This is a genomic window from Azospirillum sp. TSH58, from assembly GCF_003119115.1.
Taxonomy (GTDB): domain Bacteria; phylum Pseudomonadota; class Alphaproteobacteria; order Azospirillales; family Azospirillaceae; genus Azospirillum.
Window position 1 is genome coordinate 537413 of the sequence record NZ_CP022366.1, and the last position, 14615, is coordinate 552027.

A 14615-nucleotide genomic window follows, 5' to 3' on the forward strand; every position below is an offset into this window, starting at 1 on the left:
ACTGATCCGGGGCAACTGATCCGGACAACCCGAAAGCACTGACGGCCCGAGAAGAACAAAAGGGAGGAACCATGCCCGCCACCGATCCGACCACGGAATCCATCGCCGCCACGCTGGCGGCCTTCGTCGCCGACACCCCCGACGACGCCATCCCGGCGGAGGTCCGCACCCGCGCGCCGCATCACATGCTGGACGCCGTGGGCATCGCGCTCGCCTCGACCCGCTACGACTTCGCCCACAAGACGCTGACCGCCCTGCGCGGGCTGGCGGGGGAGGGGCCGGTGCCGGTGATCGGCATGCCCGCCTCGCTGCCCGCCCGCGACGCGGCGACGGTCAACGGGCTGCTCTGCCACGGCCTCGACTACGACGACACCCATATCGGCGGCGTCATCCACCCGACCGCCAGCGTGCTGCCCGCCGTCCTGTCGGCGGCGGCGATGACCGGGGCGGACGGCCGGTCCGTGGTCAGCGCCTATGTGCTGGGCGTCGAGGTGGCGGCCCGGCTCGGCGCGGTGGCGCGCGGCGGCTTCCATCAGGTGGGCTTCCACCCGACGGGCATGATCGGCGTGTTCGGCTGCGCGCTGGCCGCCGGCCGGCTGCTCGGCCTGACCCGCGCGCAGCTCGCCGCCGCCCAGGGCATCGCCCTGTCGATGGCGAGCGGCAGCCTGGAGTTCCTGGAGGACGGCGCCTGGAACAAGCGCCTGCATCCCGGCTGGGCGGCGGCGGCGGGCATCACCGCGGCGGCGCTGGCCCGCGAGGGCTTCACCGGCGTCACCCGCCCCTATGAGGGCCGTTTCGGCCTGTTCAACGCCTATCTCGGCAAGGAGGCCGGGCGCGCCGATCTGGGCATCGCCACCGCCGGCCTCGGCGGGACGTGGGAGCTGATGGCGACGGCGATCAAGCCCTATCCGGCCTGCCACTTCACCCACGCCTGCGTGGACGCCGCCCTGGAGCTGCGCCGCGACGGCCTCGACCTCGCGCGCATCCGCCGCATCGAGGCGCTGGTGCCCGAGCAGGTGGTCAAGACCGTTTGCGAGCCGGAGGCCAACAAGAAGCGGCCGTCCAACTCCTACGACGCGCAGTTCAGCGTGCCCTTCCTGGTCGCCGCCGCCCTGGTGCGCGGGCGCCTGACCCTGGCGGAGCTGGAGAACGACGCGCTGGGCGACGCGGCGATCCTCGACATCGCGTCGAAGGTGTCCTACCGCCACGACCCGGACTCGCCCTTCCCCAAGGCCTATTCGGGCGAGCTGGTCATCACGCTCGACGACGGGCGGGAGCTGCGCCACCGCGAGCACATCAACCGCGGCGCCGCCGACCGCCCGCTGTCCAACGCCGAGATCGTCGACAAGTACCGCGGCAACGCCGCCATGGCCGTGCACGACACCGCCGCGGCGCGCATCGCCGACGCCGTCCTCGGCCTCGACGCCAGCCCGCGCGCGGCGGACTCGCTGTCCGTCCTGTCGCCGTCCGTCCGCTGACCATCCATTCCGGGAAACACGCCATGAGCGACACCACCACCAGCATGACCGACGCGGAACGCGACGAGCAGGAGCGCCTGATCCTCGACAGCGTGGACCGCTTCCTCGACCGCCACGTCCGGCCGGTCGCCCTGAAGCTGGAGCATGACGACGCCTACCCCGACGAGATCGTCGAGCGGATGAAGGAACTGGGCCTCTTCGGGGCGACGATCCCCGAGGAGTATGGCGGGCTGGGCCTGCGCCCCTCGACCTACGCCAAGATGATCGAGCGCATCTCGTCGGTGTGGATGTCGCTGTCCGGCATCATCAACTCGCACCTGATCATGGCCTTCATCGTCACCAAGACGGGGACGGAGGAGCAGAAGGCCGCCTTCCTGCCGCGCTTCGCCACCGGCGAGCTGCGCGGCGGCCTCGCCCTGACCGAGCCGGACTGCGGCACCGACCTCCAGGCCATCCGCACGGTGGCCAAGCGCGACGGCGACGATTACGTCATCAACGGCTCGAAGACCTGGATCACCAACGGCATCCAGGGGAGCTGCTTCGCCCTGCTGGTCAAGACCGACCCGACGGCGCAGCCCCGCCACAAGGGCATGACGATGTTCCTGGCCGAGAAGGGGCCGGGCTTCAAGGTCAGCCGCAAGCTGGAGAAGCTGGGCTACAAGGGCATCGATTCCGCCGAGCTGGTCTTCGAGGACTACCGCGTCCCGGCCGACCGGCTGATCGGCGGGGTCGAGGGCCGCGGCATGGCCTGCGCCATCTCCGGCCTGGAGCTTGGCCGCGTCAACGTGGCGGCGCGCGGCGTCGGCGTCGCCCAGGCGGCGCTCGACGAATCCGTGAAGTACAGCCAGCAGCGCAAGACCTTCGGCAAGCCGATCCACGAGCATCAGGCCGTGGCGATGAAGCTGGCCGACATGGCGACGCGCGTCTCCGCCGCGCGGCTCCTCGTGCAGCAGGCGGCCAAGGCGCTCGACCGCGGCGAGCGCTGCGACTACGAGGCCGGGATGGCCAAGCTCTTCGCCTCCGAAGCGGCGGTGGAGAACTCCCTGGACGCCATGCGCATCCACGGCGGCTACGGCTACTCCAAGGAGTTCGTGGTCGAGCGGCTCTACCGCGACGCCCCGCTGCTGTGCATCGGCGAGGGCACCAACGAGATCCAGCGCATCATCATCGCCAAGCGGCTGATCGAGCAGAATCCGGTGTGAGGGGAGGGTGGTCGCTCACGGGCCCCCTCCCTAACCCTCCCCCGCTTCGCAGGGGAGGGGACAATCTCCTCCCCCTGCGAAAGCGGGGGGAGGCCGGGAGGGGGGCCCAGTGCAACCACTCCCCACACACCCCGCACACCCCCATCAGGGAGACACCGCGTGCTACCCCTCGAAGGCGTCACCGTCATCGCCGTGGAGCAATACGGCGCCGGCCCGTTCGGCACCATGCTGCTGGCCGATCTCGGGGCCGAAGTCATCAAGGTCGAGAATCCCGCCGAGGGCGGCGAGGTCGGCCGCCATGTCGGTCCCCATTTCTTCGGCCCCGGCAACAGCCACTTCTACCAGTCCTTCAACCGCAACAAGCGCAGCATCACCCTCAACCTGAAGCACCCCGAGGGCATGGCGGTGCTGCACGAGCTGGTGCGCCACGCCGACGCCGTGCTGGACAACCTGCGCGGCGACCTGCCGGACAAGCTGGGCCTCACCTACGAGCATCTGAAGGCGGTCAACCCCAAGATCGTCTGCGCCCACCTGTCCGCCTACGGGCGCACGGGGCCGCGGCGGGCCTGGCCGGGCTACGACTATCTGATGCAGGCGGAGGCCGGCTACCTGTCGGTGACCGGCGAGCCGGACGGCCCGCCCGCCCGCTTCGGCATGTCGGTGGTCGACATGATGACCGGCCTGATGACCGCCTTCGGCCTCGTCTCCGGCGTGGTCGGGGCGCGGGCCAGCGGCAAGGGCTCGGACGTCGACGTCAGCCTGTTCGACACGGCGCTGCACAACATGACCTACCTCGCCACCTGGTACCTCAACGGCGGCCACAACCAGGGACGGGAGCCGCGCTCCGCGCACCCCTCCCTGACCCCGTCGCAGCTCTACCGGACGCGCGACGGCTGGCTGTTCGTGATGTGCAACAAGGAGAAGTTCTGGCCGGTCTTCTGCGACAAGATCGGCAAGCCCGAATGGGGGGATGATCCGCGCTTCCGCAGCTTCAAGGACCGGCTGGCCAACCGCGAACAGCTCACCGTCCTGCTGGACGAGGTGCTCGGCCAGCGCGACACGGCGGAGTGGGTGGAGATCCTCGGCGGCGCCGTTCCCGCCGCCCCGGTCCTCGACATCGCCCAGTCACTGGAGAATCCCTTCGTCCGCGACAGCGACCGGGTGGCCGACTTCTCCTATCCGGACGGGTCCGCCCCAGACGCAAAAGGCAAGGTGCGGATGCTGACCGGGCCGGTGCGCATCGGCGGCGAGCGGCTTCCCACCCGACCCGCCCCGGCGCTGGGCGCCGACACCGAGGACGTGCTGGGCCGCATCGGCATCGGGCCGGAGCGGATCGCCGCCCTGCGCGAGCAGGGGGCGCTGTGAAAGCCGCCGTTCGCCCGGCCTCCGTCCGCCCGTCCGCCGCGGAGGGGCCGCGCTTCCAGGAGATCCTGGACGCGCTGCGCGCCGACATCGCGGACGGGCGGGTCGGGGTCGGCGAACGGCTGCCGACCGAGCAGGAGCTGTGCCTGCGCTTCTCCGCCAGCCGCTACACGGTGCGGGAGGCGCTGCGCCGGCTCCAGGATCTCGGGCTGATCGCGCGCCGCCAGGGCTCGGGGTCGGTGGTGACCGCCGCCCGCCCCGACGGGCGGTTCCACAACACGCTGTCCAGCCTCGCGGAGATCGGGCAGTACGCCTCCTCCACCCGGCTGGAGGTGCTGGCGGTGGAGAAGATCCTGGTGGAGGGGCGGACGGCGGAGCTGCTGCGCTCCCCGCCGGACACGCCCTGGGTCCGGGTGGTGGCGCTGCGCCGCCAGCCGGGGGAGCGGACTCCGCTCTGCTACACCGAGGTGTTCCTGCCCGCCGCCTTCGACGACGTGGCCCAGGCCATCGGCACCTTTCCGGTCGCCGTCTACGCGGTGCTGGAAAGCCGCTACGGCCTGCGCATCGAGGAGGTCGTGCAGTCCATCGAGGCCACCTCGGCGGACGCCAACCTGGCGTCGCGCCTGTCGGTGGAGGTCGGCACCCCGATCCTCGTGGTGATCCGCCATTATCTGGACGCCGAAGGAAACGCGCTGGAGGTTGCGGTCAGCAGCCACGCGGCCGGACGATACCGCTATGAAATGACGCTGCAACGATCCGGGTAAAAGGGGGCGCCGAAGCCCCTGCCCGCGGCGAACGGCCGGAAGAGCCGCGCGGGGACAGCACCGGAAGGGAGGGAAGGAATGACGGAAAACCTCATCGGGGACGCCGCGGCTTGCGCGCGGACCCTGGCCAGGATTCAGGGGGTGACCCTGGACGAGGCCGACGCCGCCCTGTGCGGTCGCCTGCTGGCCGCCGTGCCGGGCATCCTGGCGGCGGCGCATCCCGGCGGCTCGCTGTTCGACGTGCCGCTGGGCGCCCACGCCGCGCTGGCCCACACCGCGCTGGCGGCTGGACGCATTGCCGGGGAGCGGGCATGACCGACCCCACATCGCTGACCCTGACGGACGCCGCGAGGGCGGTCCGCGACGGCGCGCTGCGGGCGGAGGCCCTGGCGGATGCCTGTCTGGACCGCATCGCCCGGCTGAATCCGACGCTCAACGCCTTCCTGTCGGTCGAGCCGGAGGAGGCGCTGGCCGCCGCCCGCGCCGCCGACGCGGAGGCGCGGGCCGGGCGGCTGCGCGGGCCGCTGCACGGCGTGCCGCTGGCCCACAAGGACATGTTCTATCGCGCCGGCAAGCGCTGCACCTGCGGGTCCCCGACGATCCGCGGCGATTTCCGCCCCGAGCGGACGGCCACGGTGCTGGAGCGGCTGGACGCGGCGGGCGCGGTGACGCTCGGCACGCTGCACATGGCGGAGTTCGCCATGGGGCCGACCGGGCACAACGCCCATCTCGGGCGTTGCCGCAACCCCTGGGACCCGGAGCGCATCACCGGCGGTTCCTCCTCCGGCTCCGGGGCGGCGGTGGCGGGGCGGCTGGCCTTCGGCTCGCTGGGCTCGGACACCGGCGGGTCGGTGCGGCTTCCGGCGGCGCTGTGCGGCGTGGTCGGGCTGAAGCCGACGCAGGGGGCGACGCCGATGGACGGCGTGATGCCGCTGTCGGAAAGCCTGGACTGCGTCGGTCCGCTGGCGCGCAGCGCCGAGGACGCGGCGACGCTGTTCTCGGTCATCACCGGGCGGACGGACGCCGCGGACGCCATCGGCCAGGGGGTCGAGGGGCTGCGGCTGGGCATCCCGCGCCAGTTCTACTACGACGGCCTGGACCCCGCCGTGGCCGCCGCGCTGGAGCGGGCGCGGGCGGTGCTGGAGCGCGCCGGTGCCCGCGTCGTGGAGGTGGACATCCCCGACCACGAGCCCTACGGCGACCTCGCCAACCTCGTCTTCACGCCGGAGGCGGCGGCCGTCCATGCGCCCTGGCTGCGCGAGCGTCCGCAGGACTACGGCCCGCAGGTGCGCGCCCGGCTTCTCCAGGGGCTGATGGTGCCGGCGGCCTCCTACCTCCAGGCGAAGCAACTGCGCGCGCTTCATCTCCGGGCGATGATCGACGGCCCCTTCGCCCAGTGCGACGCGCTGTTCGTCCCCGCCCTGCGCAGCCGCGTGCCGACCGCCGCCCAGACCGACGTGGGGGCCGGGCCGGCGATGGCCGCGGTGGTCGCCGGGGTGGCGGCGCTGACCCGCCCGGTCTCCTACCTCGGCCTGCCGGCGCTCGTCACGCCCGCCGGATTCGATCCGGACGGGATGCCGATCGCCATGCAGCTCATCGCCCGCCCGCAGGCGGAAGCCACGCTGCTGCGCATCGCCGACGCCTACGAGCGCGCCGCCGGCTGGCTGCGCCGCGTCCCCCAGACACAGGCCTTCTCGTGAAGGGAGTTCCACCCATGCCGGGAACCGATTCAATGACGTCCGTGTCGCCGCACACCCAGGCGGCGGCGTCTCCGGCGGACGCCGCTTCGTCACCGGGCCGCGGCTTGCCGGGCTGGTGGAGCTTCATCGAGGACCGCATCCTCCTGAACGTCGCCACCATCCTGATGATGGCGGCCATCGGCTTCATGTTCTACGAGGCGTCCAGCCGCTCCCTCCTGTCGGAAAGCCATTGGTGGGCGGAGGAGCTTGTCCGCTTCCTGGTGGTGTGGAGCGTCCTGCTGTCGCTGGGCGTCGGCACGCGCCACGGCCATTACATCCGCATGGACCTGCTGCTGAACATGATGCCGCACCGGGTGCGGCTGGCCTTCGCCTGGCTCAACAGCCTGATCGGGCTGGCCTTCAGCGTGCTTCTGGTGATCGCCGGGTACCAGGAGGTCACGCATCTCCAGGCCATCGGCATGTTCACCGAGTCCAACCTCGACCTGCCGCTGTGGACGGTCCGGCTGGTGCTGCCGCTGGGCGGGGTGCTCTACGGCTTCGCCTTCGTCGGCAACATCATCCTGCTGCTGCGTGGCCACGACCCCGATCCGCCCGCCGAGGGCGAGAATCTCTGAGCGACGGCTGAAAAAGGGGAGGAAACACCATGACCACCATCATCGCCGTCGTCAGCCTGCTGTTCTTCGTGGCGGCGGGCGTGCACATCGCGCTGGCGCTGGGCGTCATCGCGGTCGGCCTGCTGACCTTCAACTTCAACATCCCGGTCGTCCTGGTTGCGCAGATGGCCTGGGATTCGGTCGACAAATACGCGCTGGTCTGCATCCCGTTCTTCATCTTCGCCGGCAACCTGATGTCGCGCGGCAACCTCGCGCTGGTCATCCTGGAACTGGTCGGGACGATCATCCGCTACTTCCGCGGCGGCATCGCGCTGGCGCTGGCCATGTCCAGCGTGTTCTTCGCGGCGGTCAACGGCTCGTCGGTGGCCTGCGCCGTGGCGCTCGGCCCGGCGGCGGTGAAGCTGATGCCGAAAGAGGGCTATCCGCCCCGCTTCGCCGCCTCGCTGGTGGCGGTCTGCGGCACGCTGGGTCTGATGATCCCGCCGTCGCTGACCTTCATCCTGATCGGCTCCATCGTCGGCCTGCCGATCACCGACCTGTTCATCGCCGGCATCGTGCCCGGCCTGTTCGAGGCGTTCCTGCTCGCCGTCACCACGCTGATCGTCAGCCGGCTCAAGGGCTACGGCCATGTCGGCGAGCGTCCGGACTGGAAGGGCTTCGGCCAGCGCCTGCCGGGTGCCGCCGGGGCGCTGATGATGCCGGTGCTCATCATCGGCACGATCTACATGGGCTGGTTCACCCCGACCGAGGTGTCGGCGCTGGCTGCCATCTACGCGGTCGTGCTGGTGACGGTGGTCTACCGCACCGCCAACCTCGTCGCGGTGTGGGAGACGGCGCGGGAGTCGGTGCTCCAGACCGTGATGATCTACGGCGTGCTGCTCGGCTCCGGCCTGCTGACCGCGGTGCTGACCCGCCTCGGCCTGTCCGCCGAGCTGACCGCGATGCTGAAGGAGGCCCAGGTCTCCCCCTTCGAATTCCTGCTGGCGGTCAACCTGCTGCTGCTCGTCATCGGCATGTTCCTGGACGGCGTGTCGATGATCGTGCTGCTGGCGCCGATCCTGTTCCCAATGGCGCAGGCGGTGGGGGTGAACCCGATCCACTTCGCCGTCATCATGACCGCGCTGGTGGAGGTGGCGACCCTGACCCCGCCGGTCGGCCTGAACCTGTTCGTGATGAGCCGCATCACCAAGATGCCGCTCCATTCCATCGTGAAGGGGGTGCTGCCCTTCTACGGGATGCGGGTGGTGGCGCTGGTCGCCATCAACGCCTTCCCGGCCCTGTCGCTGGTCCTGCTGACGTAAGCCGCCCCGCACGGATCATCCTCGTACGCCGGTTGCATCGGCGCCCCGGCTCGTCCATCTTCCGGCATCATGAGGGATGCGATGTCGGAAGAAGCGGACAGCCTGAAGGACAGCAGCGGCGCGGCGGAGCGGGCGGAAACCCCGCTCTACCAGGAGATCGTCCGCACTTTGCTGGAGGAGATCGACGCCGGCACCTACGCCGTCGGCGACCGCCTGCCGACCGAGCAGGAGCTGTGCAGCCGCTTCGCCGTCAGCCGCCACACGGTGCGCGAGGCGCTGCGCCGGCTTCAGGAGATGGGCTACATCCTGCGCCGCCAGGGATCGGGATCGGTCCTGGCGGCGCGCCGCGCCGACGGGCGCTTCGTCAATTCGATCAGTTCCCTGGACGAGCTGGTGCAGTACGCCACCTCGACCCGGCTGGAAATCCTCTCGGTGGACCGCATCATCGTGGAGGAGGAGCTGGCCGGCCGGCTGGGCTGCCGCCCGGACACGCAGTGGTTCCGCGTCAGCGCGCTGCGCCGCACCCGCGAGACGTCGGAGCCCTTCTCCTACGTCGAGGTCTACATCGACGCCGCCTTTTCCGACGTGGTGCGCAACCTGGAGGTGGTGCAGTACGCCATCTATACGGTGCTTGAGCAGCGCTACGGCGTCCGCATCGCCGAGGTGATGCAGGACATCGAGGCCGCCCCGGCCAGCCTGAACGTCGCCTCGCGCCTGCACGTCCCGCCGCAGTCGCCGATCCTCGTCATCACCCGCCGCTATTTCACCGACGACGGCCGTCTGGTGGAGATCGCCGTCAACACCCATCCGGGCGCCGGTTTCCGCTACACCATGTCCCTGCAGCGGCGCTGAGTTCGCCTCAGTCGCCGGCCGGGCAGCCGCCGCCGGGACGCGGCTGGCAGAGGTCCGCGTTGCCCTGGCAGCAATTCTCGGTGAGGAAGCCGAGCAGCGCCTGGAAGCGCCCGACATCGACGCTGTAGATGATCAGCCGGCCCTGGCGGCGCGACGCGACGAGCCCGGCGTTGCTCAATTGCGAGAGATGGAACGACAGGGTCGCCGGGGCGAGGCCCAGCCGCTCCGCCAGCACGCCCGCCGGCAGCCCGTCCGGCCCCTGCTGCACCAGTTCCCGGAACGCGGCCAGCCGGTGCTCCTGCGCCAGCGCTCCCAGCCCGGCGATGACATCCTTGACGTTCATGGGGCGCAGCCTATCGGACGGGCACCCCGCCAGCAAGCGCGCCGCCGGCCGCACACGAATTCACTCTTCCATATTTTGACAAATATGGAAATATGAGGGCCTCAACGGCCCTGGCGGACATCCCCATGACAGCCATCACCATCTACCACAACCCGGATTGCGGCACCTCGCGCAACACGCTGGCCCTGATCCGCAACAGCGGCGCCGAGCCGGCCGTCATCGAGTATCTGAAGACGCCGCCGAGCCGCGCTGAGCTTGCCGATCTCATCCGCCGCATGGGCGTGCCGGTGCGCGCCGTTCTGCGCGAGAAGGGCACGCCCTACGCGGAGCTTGGCCTGGACGATCCGACGCTCGATGACGACCGGATTCTCGACGCCATGATCGCCCACCCCATCCTCATCAACCGGCCGATCGTGGTGACGCCGCTCGGCGTGCGGCTGTGCCGCCCGTCCGAATTGGTCCTGGACATCCTCCCCGATCCGCAGCGCGGCGCCTTCGCCAAGGAGGACGGCGAGGCGGTGGTGGACGGCGCCGGCCGGCGCATCGGCCAGGCCCGGCGCGGGGACGGACCGGCATGACCGCCGACGTCCATCGGGAGCCGGCCCCCCGTCCGGCGATGGGCCTGTTCGAGCGCTACCTCAGCGTCTGGGTGGCCCTGTGCATCGTCGCGGGCATCGCGCTCGGCTCCGTGGCGCCGGGCCTGTTCCGGGCGATCGCGGCGGCGGAGCTGGCCCAGGTCAACCTGCCGGTGGCGGTGCTGATCTGGCTGATGATCGTGCCGATGCTGCTGAAGATCGACCTCGGCGCGCTGGGGCGGGTGAGGGAGCATTGGCGCGGCGTCGGCGTGACGCTGTTCATCAACTGGGCGGTCAAGCCCTTCTCCATGGCGCTCCTGGGCAGCCTGTTCATCGGCCATCTGTTCGCGCCGCTGCTGCCGCAGGACCAGATTCCCTCCTACATCGCCGGGCTGATCCTGCTGGCGGCGGCGCCCTGCACGGCCATGGTCTTCGTCTGGTCGAACCTGTGCGAGGGGGAGCCGCACTACACGCTGAGCCAGGTGGCGCTGAACGACCTCATCATGGTCTTCGCCTTCGCGCCGCTGGTCGGCCTGCTGCTCGGCGTCGCCTCGATCACCGTGCCGTGGGGCACGCTGCTGCTGTCGGTGCTGCTCTACATCGTCATCCCCGTGGTGGCGGCCCAGCTGTGGCGGCGCGCCCTGCTGGCGTCGGGCGGCGAGGGCGCGCTGCAACGGACGCTGGGCGTCCTTCAGCCGCTGTCGCTTCTCGCCCTGCTGACCACGCTGGTCCTGCTGTTCGGCTTCCAGGGCGAGCAGATCCTGGCGCAGCCACTGGTCATCCTGCTGCTGGCCGTGCCGATCCTGATCCAGGTCTATCTCAACGCGGGGCTGGCCTACTGGCTGTCCCGCCGGTTCGGCGTGGCCTGGTGCGTCGCCGCTCCGGCGGCGCTGATCGGGGCGTCGAACTTCTTCGAGCTGGCGGTGGCCGCCGCCATCAGCCTGTTCGGGCTGGGCTCCGGCGCCGCGCTGGCCACCGTGGTCGGCGTGCTGGTCGAGGTGCCGGTGATGCTGTCGGTGGTCCGGATCGTGAAGCGGACCCGTGGCTGGTACGAGCGCGGGGACACCGCCGGACAAGGGTAACGCGGCAGCCGCCACCCCCTCACCGCCGCGGGTCGAGGCCCTCGCGCAGCCCCTCGGCCAGCAGGTTGACGGCCAGCGCGACGGCGGCGACGGTGACGGTCGTCGCGGCGATCAGGTGGGGGGCGTCGCGCAGGGCGGCCAGCCCGTCGCGGATCAGGGTGCCCAGCGACACCGCCGGCTCCTGGATGCCCAGCCCCAGGCCGCTCAGCGTCGCCTCCGCCACCATGGCCGGGCCGATGGACAGGGCGGCGCGAATGGCCACCGGCCCGGCGACCGCCGGCAGCAGATGACGGCGGACGGTGTGCAGCGGCCCCGCGCCGAGGGCGGCGGAGGCCCGCACATGCTCGGCGGTCCGGTTCGACAGGGCCAGCGCCCGGCACCAGCGGACCTGCGAGGGCCACGCCGCCAGGGCGAGCGTCAGCACCATGGCCTCCGTGCCCGGCCCCAGCAGCGCGGACGCGACGATGGCGAGCGACAGCTCGGGAAAGCCGTGCAGCAGGTCGGCCAGCCGCAGGACCACGGCGTCCGTGCGCCCGCCAATCCAGCCCGCCACCCCGCCCGATGCGACGCCGAGCCCCACCGCCAGGGCGAGCGCCAGCCCGGCGATGGCGAAGGAGGTTCCCGTCCCGGCGATCAGCCGGGCGGCGACGTCGCGGCCCAGCCCGTCGCACCCCAGCGGATGGGCGGCGGACGGCCCGGCCCAGGCCTGCCCGAGATCCATGGCGGACGGGTCGAGCGGCAGCAGAAAGGCGGCCAGGGCCAGCGGCACCGCCAACGCCGCCGCGAGCAGCAACCCGGCGCGCCCGGCGAGGGAACGGACCGCGGTCACGGCGCCTCCGCAGCGTCGCGCAGCCGTGGATCGGCGAGGCCGATCAGCAGCTCGGCGGTCAGGCTGATGGCGACCTGCAGCAGGACGAAGACCAGGACGGCGGCCCCCGCCACCGTGTGGTCGCGGGCCAGCACCGCCTGGACGGTCAGCCGCCCGATCCCCGGCAGGGCGAAGACGCTTTCCACCGCCGCCGTGGTGGTGAGGATCGTCCCGGCCACCGAACCGACCGCCGCCGCCAGCGGCACCAGGGCGTTCGGCAGGGCGTGGCGCAGCAGAAGGGCGGCCCGGCCCAGCCCCTTGGCGCGGGCGGTGCGGATGAAGTCTCGTTCCAGCACCTCCATCAGCTGGGTCCGCGTCAGGCGGGCGATCATCGCCGCCGCCGGCAGGGCCAGCGCCGCCACCGCCCAGGGCGCGGTTCCGGACCCCGCCAGCATCAGCCACGTCGCCAGCGCCAGCGGCGGCACCGACAGGGCCAGCACCGATCCGATGGTGAGGGCCGTGCCCGGCCATGCCCGCCGGACATCGGCCGCGGCGAGCCCCAGCGCGAGGCCGAGGGGCAGGGCGAGCGCCGACGCGCCCGCCATCAGCCCCAGCGTCACCGGCAGGGCCTCGCCCAGCAGCGCCGTCACCGGAACGCCGCCGTAGCGCAGCGATTGGCCGAGGTCGCCGCGCAGCAGGCCCAGCGTGTAGGACAGGAATTGAACGGCCAGAGGCTGGTCCAGCCCGGCGTTTTCCCGCAGCCGGCGGATCATCTCCGGGTCCGCGGCGCGCCCATCGACCATCAGCATGACCGGGTCGCCGGGAAGGGCGTGGGACGCCAGGAAGCTCGCCAGCACGGCGGCTCCGGCCAGAAGAAGAAGACCGGGCAGGCGCCGGGTCAATCGCCAAGCCAATCGCCAATACAGACCGCGGCGGCCGGGCCGGCGTCCCGTCATGGCAAGCGGGCGGCGTGGTAGTCGGTCGTGCCGTCGGGCCGGATGACCACCCCGGTCACGCCCGGCCGCACCAGCGCCACGAACTGCGGCACCGGCAGCGGCAGCGCCACGGCCTGGTCCCGGAGCAGGGCTTCGGCCTCCCGGTAGAGCGCGTTGCGTGCGGCGGGGTCGGCGAGGCCGCGCGCCCGCTCCACGAGCCGGTCGAAGTCCGCGTTGCGCCAGTGGATGCGGTTGGTCGGGCTGGCGCTGTGCCACTGGGTGGCGAGCTGGTCCATGGGATCGGGGAAATCCGCCGTCCAGCCGTTGATGAACAGCGCCTCGCGCCCCTCGTTGATCGCCGCCACGAAGGCCGCCCGCTCCTGGATGCGCACGCCGACCGGAATTCCCAGCACCGCGGTCAACTGGGCGGCGAAATAGGTGGCCTCCTCGCGCACGTTGGGGCCACCGGCGATCTGGAGCGGCGGCAGGCCGCGTCCGCCGGCGTGGCCGGCCTCCGCCAGCAGGGCCTTGGCCCGGCCCGGATCGGTCGGGGGCAACGGCACCGCGTCGGGCTGGTAGCCACCCAGGCCGGGCGTGACGAATCCGTTCGTCAACTCCGCCCGCCCGGCGTGGAGTCCGTTGACCGTGGCGACCCGGTCCAGCGCGAGGCCGACCGCCTCGCGCACGCGCCGGTCGCGGAAGGGCGGGTACAGGTCCTGGTTCAGCGCGAGATGGCGGACCTGCGCGCGGGCGAAGGCCTTGATCTGCCCGTCGTAGCGCGGCTGGCGGACCACGGTGCGCACGGCGTTGTCGGGAAGCGGCGCGACGTCGAGGTCTCCGGCGTCGTAGCGCGCCAGCAGCGTGTTGATGTCGGGCAGCACCGCCAGCGCCACCGCGTCCACGGCGGGGGCGCCGCCCCAATAGGCGGCATGGGCCTCCAGACGCACGGACTCGCCGCGCCGCCAGGACGTGAGGCGGAACGGCCCGGTGCCGCCGGACGCCCGTTCGTGCCACGCCGGTCCGAACTCCGCCTCCATGCCGCGGTCGACGAACAGGAACGGGTAGAGCGGGAACAGCGCGTCGGGTTCGGTCAGCCGCACGACGAGCGTGTGGGGGTCGGGAATCGTGACGCCGGTCAGCGCGGCCGCTGTCCCCTGCTGCAGCGCCGCGGCCCCCTCGACGCCGCGCAGGTAGAAGGCGCTGTAGCCGGGCTGCGGCTTGCGCGTCAGATGCTGCTCCCAGGTCCACAGGACGTCGGCGGCGGTGAAGGCGCGCCCGGAATGGAACCGCGCGTCCGGGCGCAGGGTGAAGCGCCAGGTCCGTCCGCCGTCCGGCGTTTCCCAGCGGGTGGCCAGCGCCGGAACGGCGTTGCCGGCGGCGTCGATGGCGGTGAAGCCCTCATAGACCTGCCGCAGGACGCCCGACGAGACCAGTCCGGGAAAGACGAACGGATCGATCGTCGTCAGATCGTCGGACAGGCCGGCCCGCAAGGTTCCCGCCATGGCCGGAAACGCGGCGCTGCAAACGCCGGCCATGATGGCCAGAAGGGTCAGAAGCGTGCGGAGGGCGGCGGGCAGAGGCATGATGCGGGACGTTGTG

Annotated in this window: 15 protein-coding genes; 11 read left to right on the forward strand and 4 right to left on the reverse strand. The window is 71.7% G+C overall.

The features are described from left to right. Positions 1-71: 71 nt before the first annotated feature. The 9 genes from TSH58p_RS21065 (at position 72) to TSH58p_RS21105 (ending at position 9273) form a co-directional block, all read left to right on the forward strand. On the forward strand, positions 72-1478 hold the full coding sequence (locus TSH58p_RS21065) for an MmgE/PrpD family protein (RefSeq protein ID WP_109071607.1): 1407 nt from the start codon (positions 72-74) through the stop codon (positions 1476-1478). A gap of 23 nt (positions 1479-1501) precedes the next feature. Beyond that, the gene (locus TSH58p_RS21070) at positions 1502-2680 is read left to right on the forward strand and encodes an acyl-CoA dehydrogenase family protein (RefSeq protein ID WP_199230202.1); all 1179 of its coding nucleotides are present in this window, start codon (positions 1502-1504) and stop codon (positions 2678-2680) included. A 159-nt stretch (positions 2681-2839) separates the two neighbouring features. Further along, positions 2840-4045, forward strand: coding sequence for a CaiB/BaiF CoA-transferase family protein (locus tag TSH58p_RS21075; protein ID WP_109071608.1), 1206 nt, complete (start codon positions 2840-2842; stop codon positions 4043-4045). Further along, positions 4042-4806: a GntR family transcriptional regulator gene (locus TSH58p_RS21080; RefSeq protein WP_109071609.1), complete on the forward strand. Its 765-nt coding sequence runs from the start codon at positions 4042-4044 to the stop codon at positions 4804-4806. Before TSH58p_RS21075 ends, TSH58p_RS21080 begins: the two co-directional genes overlap by 4 nt. A 78-nt stretch (positions 4807-4884) precedes the next feature. Continuing rightward, on the forward strand, positions 4885-5121 hold the full coding sequence (locus TSH58p_RS21085; protein ID WP_109071610.1) for a hypothetical protein: 237 nt from the start codon (positions 4885-4887) through the stop codon (positions 5119-5121). Next, positions 5118-6506, forward strand: a complete 1389-nt coding sequence (locus tag TSH58p_RS21090) for an amidase (protein WP_109071611.1) — start codon at positions 5118-5120, stop codon at positions 6504-6506. The genes TSH58p_RS21085 and TSH58p_RS21090 overlap by 4 nt, the downstream gene beginning before the upstream one ends. Positions 6507-6538: 32 nt before the next feature. Then, a complete protein-coding gene (locus tag TSH58p_RS21095; protein WP_247874206.1) occupies positions 6539-7120 on the forward strand; it encodes a TRAP transporter small permease in 582 nt (193 codons plus the stop codon). 29 nt (positions 7121-7149) lie between these two features. After that, the gene (locus TSH58p_RS21100; protein ID WP_109071613.1) at positions 7150-8421 is read left to right on the forward strand and encodes a TRAP transporter large permease; all 1272 of its coding nucleotides are present in this window, start codon (positions 7150-7152) and stop codon (positions 8419-8421) included. Between the two features lie 81 nt (positions 8422-8502). After that, positions 8503-9273 carry a GntR family transcriptional regulator gene (locus tag TSH58p_RS21105; RefSeq protein ID WP_109071614.1) on the forward strand — a complete coding sequence of 257 codons (771 nt, stop codon included), beginning with the start codon at positions 8503-8505 and terminating at the stop codon, positions 9271-9273. Between the two features lie 7 nt (positions 9274-9280). Here the strand turns inward: TSH58p_RS21105 and TSH58p_RS21110 are convergent, their stop codons facing one another. After that, the gene (locus TSH58p_RS21110) at positions 9281-9616 is read right to left on the reverse strand and encodes a helix-turn-helix transcriptional regulator (RefSeq protein WP_109071615.1); all 336 of its coding nucleotides are present in this window, start codon (positions 9614-9616) and stop codon (positions 9281-9283) included. A 125-nt stretch (positions 9617-9741) separates the two neighbouring features. On the opposite strand from TSH58p_RS21110, the gene arsC reads away from it, so the two are divergent. Both arsC and arsB read left to right on the forward strand, forming a co-directional pair. Beyond that, on the forward strand, positions 9742-10194 hold the full coding sequence (gene arsC, locus TSH58p_RS21115; RefSeq protein WP_109071616.1) for an arsenate reductase (glutaredoxin): 453 nt from the start codon (positions 9742-9744) through the stop codon (positions 10192-10194). A gap of 38 nt (positions 10195-10232) precedes the next feature. After that, complete coding sequence (gene arsB, locus TSH58p_RS21120) at positions 10233-11273, forward strand: ACR3 family arsenite efflux transporter (protein ID WP_109071629.1); 1041 nt, start codon at positions 10233-10235, stop codon at positions 11271-11273. Between the two features lie 19 nt (positions 11274-11292). Here arsB and TSH58p_RS21125 read toward each other — a convergent pair whose 3' ends face one another. Genes TSH58p_RS21125 through TSH58p_RS21135 form a run of 3 tightly spaced genes read right to left on the reverse strand, consistent with a single transcriptional unit; the run spans position 11293 to position 14599 of the window. Next, entirely contained in the window at positions 11293-12102 is an 810-nt protein-coding gene (locus TSH58p_RS21125; protein ID WP_109071617.1) for an ABC transporter permease, read from the reverse strand. Then, positions 12099-12983 carry an ABC transporter permease gene (locus tag TSH58p_RS21130; RefSeq protein WP_247874207.1) on the reverse strand — a complete coding sequence of 295 codons (885 nt, stop codon included), beginning with the start codon at positions 12981-12983 and terminating at the stop codon, positions 12099-12101. The genes TSH58p_RS21125 and TSH58p_RS21130 overlap by 4 nt, the downstream gene beginning before the upstream one ends. Before the next feature lie 50 nt (positions 12984-13033). Then, complete coding sequence (locus TSH58p_RS21135; protein ID WP_109071619.1) at positions 13034-14599, reverse strand: ABC transporter substrate-binding protein; 1566 nt, start codon at positions 14597-14599, stop codon at positions 13034-13036. Positions 14600-14615: the final 16 nt, after the last annotated feature.

Coding starts and splice junctions, on each gene's coding strand:
- TSH58p_RS21065 (WP_109071607.1), top strand. CDS start 72: ATGCCCGCCACCGATCCGACCACGGAATCCATCGCCGCCACGCTGGCG.
- TSH58p_RS21070 (WP_199230202.1), top strand. CDS start 1,502: ATGAGCGACACCACCACCAGCATGACCGACGCGGAACGCGACGAGCAG.
- TSH58p_RS21085 (WP_109071610.1), top strand. CDS start 4,885: ATGACGGAAAACCTCATCGGGGACGCCGCGGCTTGCGCGCGGACCCTG.
- TSH58p_RS21090 (WP_109071611.1), top strand. CDS start 5,118: ATGACCGACCCCACATCGCTGACCCTGACGGACGCCGCGAGGGCGGTC.
- TSH58p_RS21095 (WP_247874206.1), top strand. CDS start 6,539: ATGACGTCCGTGTCGCCGCACACCCAGGCGGCGGCGTCTCCGGCGGAC.
- TSH58p_RS21100 (WP_109071613.1), top strand. CDS start 7,150: ATGACCACCATCATCGCCGTCGTCAGCCTGCTGTTCTTCGTGGCGGCG.
- TSH58p_RS21105 (WP_109071614.1), top strand. CDS start 8,503: ATGTCGGAAGAAGCGGACAGCCTGAAGGACAGCAGCGGCGCGGCGGAG.
- TSH58p_RS21110 (WP_109071615.1), bottom strand. CDS start 9,616: ATGAACGTCAAGGATGTCATCGCCGGGCTGGGAGCGCTGGCGCAGGAG.
- arsC (WP_109071616.1), top strand. CDS start 9,742: ATGACAGCCATCACCATCTACCACAACCCGGATTGCGGCACCTCGCGC.
- arsB (WP_109071629.1), top strand. CDS start 10,233: ATGGGCCTGTTCGAGCGCTACCTCAGCGTCTGGGTGGCCCTGTGCATC.
- TSH58p_RS21135 (WP_109071619.1), bottom strand. CDS start 14,599: ATGCCTCTGCCCGCCGCCCTCCGCACGCTTCTGACCCTTCTGGCCATC.